This window comes from Mesorhizobium sp. M7A.F.Ca.US.005.03.2.1, assembly GCF_003997795.1.
GTDB classification, from domain to species: domain Bacteria; phylum Pseudomonadota; class Alphaproteobacteria; order Rhizobiales; family Rhizobiaceae; genus Mesorhizobium; species Mesorhizobium ciceri.
Genome location: NZ_RZRP01000230.1, coordinates 1 through 7,754 on the forward strand (window position 1 = coordinate 1; position 7,754 = coordinate 7,754).

The following is a 7,754-nucleotide window of genomic DNA, read 5'->3' on the forward strand; positions in this document are numbered from 1 at the left end:
GCCGGGCAGGAAGGCAAGGACGCTGCCGCTCTCGTCGGCAAGGGCGGCGCGGATCGCCTTGGCCATCGCGTCCTCGATGGCGATGCCGGCCGGCCGTTCGTCATAACGGATATCGACGGGAAAGGCGCGACCCTCGCTTTCGACGACCGGCGCGCCCGACATGAGTTTGGCGACGCGCGCGCCGTCGAGCGTCGCCGACATCACAGCCAAGCGCAGATCCGGCCTGAGCGCCCCCTGCACGTCGAGCGCCAGAGCGAGACCGAAATCGCCGTCGAGCGAACGCTCGTGGAATTCGTCGAAAATGACAGCCGAAACACCGGGCAGTTCGGGATCGTCGAGGATCATGCGCGCCAGCACGCCTTCGGTGACGACCACGATCCTGGTCTTTGCCGAAATGCGGTTTTCCATGCGCATGGCGTAGCCGACGGTGGCGCCGGGTTCCTCACCAAGCAACTCAGCCATCCGGCGAGCGGCGGCGCGAGCGGCGAGGCGGCGCGGTTCAAGCAGGATGATCTTGCCGGCGCCGAGCCAAGGCGCGTCAAGCAGCGCCAGCGGCACCAGCGTGGTCTTGCCAGCGCCGGGCGGCGCCACCAGCACGGCGCTGTTGCCATCGCCAAGCGCTTCCCTCAGCGCCGGCAGCACGACGGACACAGGAAGCTCCGGCAGGGGTTTTGTGGTCATGGCGCCCGCATATCAGCGGTTACGGCCACGGCGCAACCAGAGTCGGTTCAAAGCCGGGTACGCGAAAACGGGTTCCAGCGCACGGTCCCCAGCCGCGCTTCCTCACGCACCATGGTCAACAGGCCGGCGCCGCCAACGACCGCCAGGCCAACCAGCGACAGCCCGTCCGGATATTCCTGGAAAAACAACGCGCCGAGGATCACCGCCCAGGCGATCTGCGAATAATGCGTCGGCACGACCCGGTTGGCAGGCGCGTATTTCATGGCCAGCAGTTGAAGGAATTGTCCACCTGCTGTGAAGGCACCGGCCGCCACCAACCACAGCAACTGCTTGCCGTCGGGAACGGTGAACGAGGTGGCGGCGGCACCGATGCCGTTGAACAGCAGGCCGTAGCCGACCAGCACGCCGAGCATGGTGGTGCGCTTTTCCTGCTGCGCCAGCGAGCGCATCAGGATGACGCTGGTGGCGGCGAGGAAGGCAACACCGAAGGCGGCAAGGTGGCCGAGATTGAGCTCGCGAAAGCCCGGCCGCACCACCAGCATGACACCGGCGAAACCGGCGACCACCGCCAGCCAGCGCCAGGGGCCGACCTTCTCCTTGAGGATCACCGTGGAGAGAATGGTGACGCAGAGCGGCGCCAGGAATATCAACGCATAGGACTCGGCCAGCGGAATGGTGGTGAAGGCGTAGACACTGAGCACGCCGGAAGCGATGCCCGCCCAGGCACGCGCCTGCACCGCCCATGGCCTTCTGGTGCGCCAGAAATCGCGCCAACGTTCGCCCGCGGGCCGCGTGAAGAACAGGAAGAAGCCCGCGAACAAGGTTATGAAAAAGCCGATCTCGAAGATCGTGAGCTGACCGCCCAGGCTTTTGACAACGGCATCGCTACCCGAATAGCTTGCGTAGGCGATCAGGGCGAGCAGGATTCCGTTCGTCACGTTGTTCCAATTCCGGGGAGAGAGTGGTTTGAAAATCCTGGCGCTCGGTGCGCATCCGGACGACATCGAGATCTTCATGTTCGGTACGATGGCCGCCTATGCTGCGCAAGGCGCAGAACTCACTTTTGCCATGGCCACGGATGGTGCCAGGGGCGGCACAAGTGATCCCGCTGTTCTCGCTCGTGTCCGTCGCGACGAAGCAACGGCCGCGGCCGCGCTGGTAGGCGCAGTGCCACGCTTCCTCGACTTCCCGGACGGCGAGCTGGTGGCCGATGCAGCGCTGATTGGAGCTCTGAAAGCACTGATCGGTCAAATCGGCCCGGATCTGGTGATCACGCATGCGCCCAACGATTATCATGCAGACCATCGCGCGCTGTCGGACGGCGTTCGTATCGCGGCGTCTTTCGCCGTCCCAGTGCTGCATGCCGACACGATGGGCGGCACCGGTTTTTCGCCGACGCACTATGTCGACATTTCCGCCCATGCCGACGTCAAGGCCGAGGCGATCCGCATGCATCAATCGCAGGATCCCGACCGCTTCGTCGACATTGCGCGGACACAGAACGCCTTTCGCGCCGGCCAGTGCAACGGCGCGCAAGGCTCATCGGCCGAAGCCTTCCGTTTCGAACCGTCGTTCCCGTTCGCCGATATCCGCGCGCTGCTGCCGCCGGCGCCGGCGATCCGCAAGGTGATGGTGAGCACCAGAAGGGTAGATTGAAAGCCGAGCCTGCCCCACGTCCCGGTCAGAATCGGCCTGAACAGCTTCGGTAAACCAGCCAGCGACCCGCGCTTTTCCCAACGTTTTCAGACATCGCCATAAGCATGCTGCGGCGCAGCAACGAATTCGCTTGCCTTGTTTAGTAAAAATTGCATCACTAAACAAATTACTAAACATCTGCAGTGTAACCGCGCAGCCATGTTTGGGCCCCTGAGGAGAGGGGTTGAGGGCTTTTTGAAACCGTCATCCGGGCGCGTTTCGCAAATGGGAGGAAGTCATGAAATCGAGCTTGAAACTGGCGTTGGGACTGACCTCGGCAATCACAGCGTCGACAGCCGTCGCGAACGTCGCGCACGCTGAAGACCTGACCCTGTGCTGGGCCGCCTGGGACCCGGCCAACGCACTTGTCGAACTGTCCAAGGATTTTACCAAGGAAACCGGTATCGGCATGAAATTCGAGTTCGTGCCGTGGACCAACTATGCCGACCGTTTTCTCAACGAACTGAACTCGCACGGCAAATTGTGCGACCTGATCATCGGTGACAGCCAGTGGATCGGCGGCGCTGCCGAGAACGGCCATTACGTCAAGCTGAACGACTTCTTCGACAAGGAGAAGATCAGCATGGACGATTTCGTGCCGGCAACCGTCGTCGGCTATTCGGAATGGCCGAAGAACACGCCGAACTACTGGGCGCTGCCGGCCATGGGCGACGTCGTCGGCTGGACCTACCGCAAGGACTGGTTCTCCAAGCCGGAACTGCAGAAGGAATTCAAGGAGAAGTACGGTTGGGATCTCGGCCCGCCAACCACTTTCGACCAGTTGAAGCAGGTCGCCGAGTTCTTCCAGAAGCGCGAGATCGACGGCAAGACCGTCTATGGCGCCTCGATCTACACCGAGCGCGGCTCCGAAGGCATCACCATGGGCGCCATGGACGTGCTCTACAGCTATGGCTTCCAGTACGAAAACCCCAAGAAGCCCTATGAAATGGAAGGCTTCGTCAACTCCGACAAGTCGGTCAAGGGGCTGGAATTCTACAAGGCGCTCTATGATTGCTGCACGCCGCCCGGTGCCTCGAACAGCTACATGGGCGAAGGCGTCGATGCCTTCAAATCCGGCCAGGTGGCGATGCACATGAACTTCGCCTTCACATGGCCGGGCCTGCAGAAGGACGAGAATGTCGGCGGCGACAAGATCGGTTACTTCGTCAACCCGAAGGGTCCCGACGGCGAGCAGTTCGCCCAGCTCGGCGGCCAGGGTATCTCCGTGGTGTCCTATTCCGACAAGCAGGAGGCGGCGCTGAAATACATCAAGTGGTTCGCCAACAAGGATGTGCAGGCCAAATGGTGGTCGCTCGGCGGCTATTCGTGCCTCAACGCGGTGGTCAAGGATCCGAAGTTCCCGGCCAGCCAGCCCTATGCGCAGACCTTCCTCGACTCGATGGCAATCGTGAAGGACTTCTGGGCCGAGCCGAGCTACGCCCCGCTGCTGCAGGCTTCGCAGAAACGCTTCCACGACTATGTCGTCGCCGGCCAGGGTTCGGCCAAGGATGCGCTCGACGGCCTGGTCAAGGACTGGACCCAGGTCTTCCAGGACGATGGCAAGATGTAACCAGCTCCTCCCGAGCTAAGCCAAGCATCCCGTGCCGCCCCTTGGCACGGGATGCAGTTCAGATAAATTCCATGACAGAGACGACCAAGTGACCGAAGCAGGACTCACCATGCTCAATCGGACCGCGGAGAACGTTGCCCGGGCGACCCCGGAACCGTTGGCCCGCAAGGTCCGGGGCATCAGCGACAAGGGCCTCGCCTGGCTGTTCATCTCGCCGACGATCCTGTTGCTGCTGGCCATCAACATCTTCCCGCTGTTCTGGGCGATCTATCTGTCGTTCACCAACTACCGGGCCAACCGCCCGAACGAGGTGGTGAAAAATCTCGGCCTTGCCAACTACCAGCGCATCCTCGGCGACAAGGATATCTGGATCGCCATGCAGACGACCGCGCATTTCGTGTTCTGGACGATCCTTTTGCAGACGCTGATCGGCTTCACGCTGGCCTGGCTGATCGACAGGAAGTTCCGAGGCCACGCCTTCTGGACGACGCTGATCCTGGTGCCGATGATGCTGTCGCCGGCGGTGGTCGGCAATTTCTGGCGCTTCCTCTATGAGCCGCAGATCGGCCTGTTCGCCTATGCGATCTCCTTTGTCACGAGGATTCCGCCGACCGATATCCAGATGCTCTCCAACGTGTCGCTGGCGCCCTGGTCGATCATCATCGTCGATACCTGGATGTGGACGCCCTACGTGATGCTGATCTGCCTCGCGGGCCTCCGCTCCATCCCCGAATACATCTACGAGGCGGCCGAGGTCGACCGCGCCTCGAACTGGCGGCAGTTCTGGTCGATCACGCTGCCGATGGCGCTGCCCTTCATCATGCTGGCGGTGCTGTTTCGCGGCATCGAGAACTTCAAGATGTTCGACATGGTCAATCTGTTGACCGGCGGCGGGCCGGGCTCGACGACCGAGGTCGCCTCGATAACGCTGAAGCGGCAGGCTTTCGAAAGCTGGCGCACCGGTTATTCCTCGGCCTTCGCCATCATCCTTTTCGTGGCGGTGTTCGGCCTGGCCAACATCTACGTCAAGGCGCTCAACAAGGTGAAGCAGAGATGAGCCTGACCACAGCCCATTCGGTCGTCGCACCGAGCAGCAACTCGAAACGGATCGCCGGCACGATCATCGTGCTTTACGCACTGATCTCGATCGTGCCGCTGCTGTGGATCTTCGCCACCAGCTTCAAGACGCCGCCGGATTCGATTGCCTATCCGCCCAAGATCCTGTTCCAGCCCAGCCTCGAGGGCTACTGCAATTTGTTCACGACGCGGACCCGGCAGACGCCGGAATACATCAACTCGCTGGGCCCGGCGACGGGCTTCTGCGACGAGACCACGCGCAAGCGCAACATGGTGATCGCCGGTCCGTCCAATTTCCTGCCGCGCTTCGTCAATTCGCTGATCATCGCCTTCGGTTCGACCTTCTGCGCCGTCTTCCTCGGCACACTGTCGGCTTACGGCTTTTCGCGCTTCAAGGTGCCGCTCGCCGACGACCTCCTGTTCTTCATCCTGTCGACGCGCTTCATGCCGCCGATCGCCGTCGCCATTCCGATCTATCTGATGTACCGCGAGCTTGGCCTGTCGGACACCGCGCTCGGCATGATCCTGCTCTACACGGCGGTCAATGTGTCGCTGGCTGTCTGGCTGCTGAAGGGCTTCATCGACGAGATCCCGCGCGAATATGAAGAAGCGGCAATGATCGACGGCTACACGCGGCTGCAGGCCTTCTGGCGCACCGTGCTGCCGCAGGCGACGACCGGCATAGCCGCGACCGCCATCTTCTGCCTGATCTTCGCCTGGAACGAGTATGCGTTCGCAGCGCTCCTGACCTCCGGCACGGCGCAGACCGCGCCGCCCTTCATCCCGACCATCATCGGCGAAGGCGGCCAGGACTGGCCGGCGGTCGCGGCCGGCACGACGATCTTCCTGGTGCCGATCCTGGTTTTCACCATCCTGCTTCGCAAGCAATTGCTGCGCGGCATCACCTTCGGCGCGGTGCGCAAATGAGCTTGACCAAGCCTGGGAACCGCAAATCGCGCTGGCCGGCCTGGGCACGGCGCGGGCTGATGGAAAACATCGCGACAGCGCTGATCGCCATCGGCTTCCTGATGCTGTTCCAGCCCTTCGCGCTGTCGCTCTACACCTACTCCTTCATCACCATGCTCGCTGGCACCGTGATGTTCATCATCGTCTCCAAGTTCCCGGAATAATCATGGCCGAAATCCGTGTCCAGCACCTGAGAAAGGCTTTCGGCGATTTCGTCGCCGTGCAGGATTCCAACTTCGTCGTCGAGGATGGCGAGTTCTTCGTCATGCTCGGCCCGTCCGGCTGCGGCAAGACGACGACCTTGCGCATGATCGCGGGGCTTGAGCTGCCGACCGGCGGCCAGATCCTGCTCGGCGGCGACGACGTTACCATGCTGCGGGCCCGCGAGCGCGACATCGCCTTCGTCTTCCAGCTGTTCGCGCTCTACCCGCACATGAATGTGCGCAAGAACATCGGCTTCCCGCTGCTGGCGCAAGGCATGCCTTCGGCCGAAATCCGCACGCGGGTCGAGGAAACGGCGAAGCTGCTGCGCATCGACCATCTGCTCAACAAATCCGTCTCCGGACTTGCCGGCGGCGACCGCCAGCGCGTCGCGCTCGGCCGCGCCATCGTGCGGCGGCCAAAATGCTTCCTGATGGATGAGCCGCTGGGAACCCTTGACACCGAATTCCGCGATTTGATGGTCCACGAGCTGCGCGAACTGCACAACCGCATCCATGCCACGACGGTCTATGTCACGCACGACCAGATGGAAGCGATGTCGATGGCCGACAAGATCGCGGTGATGAACCATGGCGTCATCGAGCAGTTCGGAAGCCCGCGCGAAATCTATGACCGCCCGGCGACCATGTTCGTCGCCGACTTCATCGGCTCGCCACCGATGAACTTTTTGGGATTTGGCGGCGGGCTCGCCAAGGGCGCCAGGGAGATCATCGTGCAAGGCGCGAAGGTCGCGGTGCCGGAGGTGCGCGAGGACATCGCACCTGGCGACATGGCGCTCGGCATCCGCCCTGAACACATCCGCTTCGACGACGCCTCAAAATTGCGCGGCGCCATCTACGGCACCGAATATCTCGGCACCACGCAGATCGTCGCGGTGGAGACGGCGGATGGCATCATCAAGGCACGCGTACCGGCCGAAATCAGGCTCGCCACCGGCGACCATGTCGGCCTGACGCTGAGCAGCGCGCGGCTGTCGCTGTTCGAGAAGGGATCGGGCCGCGCGGTGAGAACCGCGATCCACGATGTCGCCTCGGAACGGAGGGCCCAGCATGGCTGAGGTGCACATCAAGAACGTGACCAAGAGTTTCGGCGACCATGTCGCCGTCGACGGCCTCGACCTGCACATAGCAGATGGTGAATTCGTCGTGCTGCTCGGGCCAACCGGGGCCGGCAAGACGACGACGCTGCGGCTCATCGCCGGGTTGGAACGGCCGGACAGCGGCACGATCGAGATCGGCGGACACAATGCCACGACGCTGTCGCCGGCCGAGCGCGACACCGCCTTCGTCTTCCAGCAATATTCGCTCTATCCGCATCTGTCGGTCTTCGACAATCTCGCCTTTCCGCTGCGCTCGCCGGCGCGGAAAATGCCGGAAGACCAGATCCGCCGCCGGGTCGAGGAGGTGGCGAAGATGGTGCGCATCCATCACAAGCTCGCCAACCGCTCGACCAAGCTTTCGGGCGGCGAAATGCAGCGCGTCGCCATCGGCCGCGCGCTGGTGCGCAAACCGTCCATCTATCTGATGGACGAGCCGCTGTCATC

The 7,754-nt window shown here is 62.6% G+C and carries 9 protein-coding genes; 7 read left to right on the forward strand and 2 right to left on the reverse strand.

Annotation, left to right across the window (positions count from 1 at the left end; all coding sequences use genetic code 11):
• Both EN991_RS14860 and EN991_RS14865 read right to left on the reverse strand, forming a co-directional pair.
• Positions 1-681: DEAD/DEAH box helicase (locus tag EN991_RS14860; RefSeq protein WP_127369035.1), on the reverse strand; the 681-nt coding region annotated here is incomplete at its 3' end.
• 47 nt (positions 682-728) lie between these two features.
• Entirely contained in the window at positions 729-1,619 is an 891-nt protein-coding gene (locus EN991_RS14865; protein ID WP_127369036.1) for a DMT family transporter, read from the reverse strand.
• Between the two features lie 28 nt (positions 1,620-1,647).
• On the opposite strand from EN991_RS14865, the gene EN991_RS14870 reads away from it, so the two are divergent.
• From EN991_RS14870 to EN991_RS14900, 7 genes are all read left to right on the forward strand, one after another.
• On the forward strand, positions 1,648-2,337 hold the full coding sequence (locus EN991_RS14870) for a PIG-L deacetylase family protein (protein WP_063169898.1): 690 nt from the start codon (positions 1,648-1,650) through the stop codon (positions 2,335-2,337).
• A gap of 277 nt (positions 2,338-2,614) precedes the next feature.
• Positions 2,615-3,946 carry an ABC transporter substrate-binding protein gene (locus EN991_RS14875; protein WP_027164284.1) on the forward strand — a complete coding sequence of 444 codons (1,332 nt, stop codon included), beginning with the start codon at positions 2,615-2,617 and terminating at the stop codon, positions 3,944-3,946.
• 109 nt (positions 3,947-4,055) lie between these two features.
• Positions 4,056-5,003 (forward strand): sugar ABC transporter permease, encoded by a 948-nt coding sequence (locus tag EN991_RS14880; protein WP_013528078.1) that lies wholly within the window; start codon positions 4,056-4,058, stop codon positions 5,001-5,003.
• Positions 5,000-5,950 carry a carbohydrate ABC transporter permease gene (locus tag EN991_RS14885; protein WP_013528079.1) on the forward strand — a complete coding sequence of 317 codons (951 nt, stop codon included), beginning with the start codon at positions 5,000-5,002 and terminating at the stop codon, positions 5,948-5,950. The genes EN991_RS14880 and EN991_RS14885 overlap by 4 nt, the downstream gene beginning before the upstream one ends.
• Positions 5,947-6,153 carry a hypothetical protein gene (locus EN991_RS14890; protein WP_013528080.1) on the forward strand — a complete coding sequence of 69 codons (207 nt, stop codon included), beginning with the start codon at positions 5,947-5,949 and terminating at the stop codon, positions 6,151-6,153. Before EN991_RS14885 ends, EN991_RS14890 begins: the two co-directional genes overlap by 4 nt.
• Positions 6,154-6,155: 2 nt before the next feature.
• On the forward strand, positions 6,156-7,268 hold the full coding sequence (locus EN991_RS14895) for an ABC transporter ATP-binding protein (protein WP_013528081.1): 1,113 nt from the start codon (positions 6,156-6,158) through the stop codon (positions 7,266-7,268).
• Positions 7,261-7,754: ABC transporter ATP-binding protein (locus EN991_RS14900; protein WP_164769075.1), on the forward strand; the 494-nt coding region annotated here is incomplete at its 3' end. The genes EN991_RS14895 and EN991_RS14900, both read left to right, overlap by 8 nt.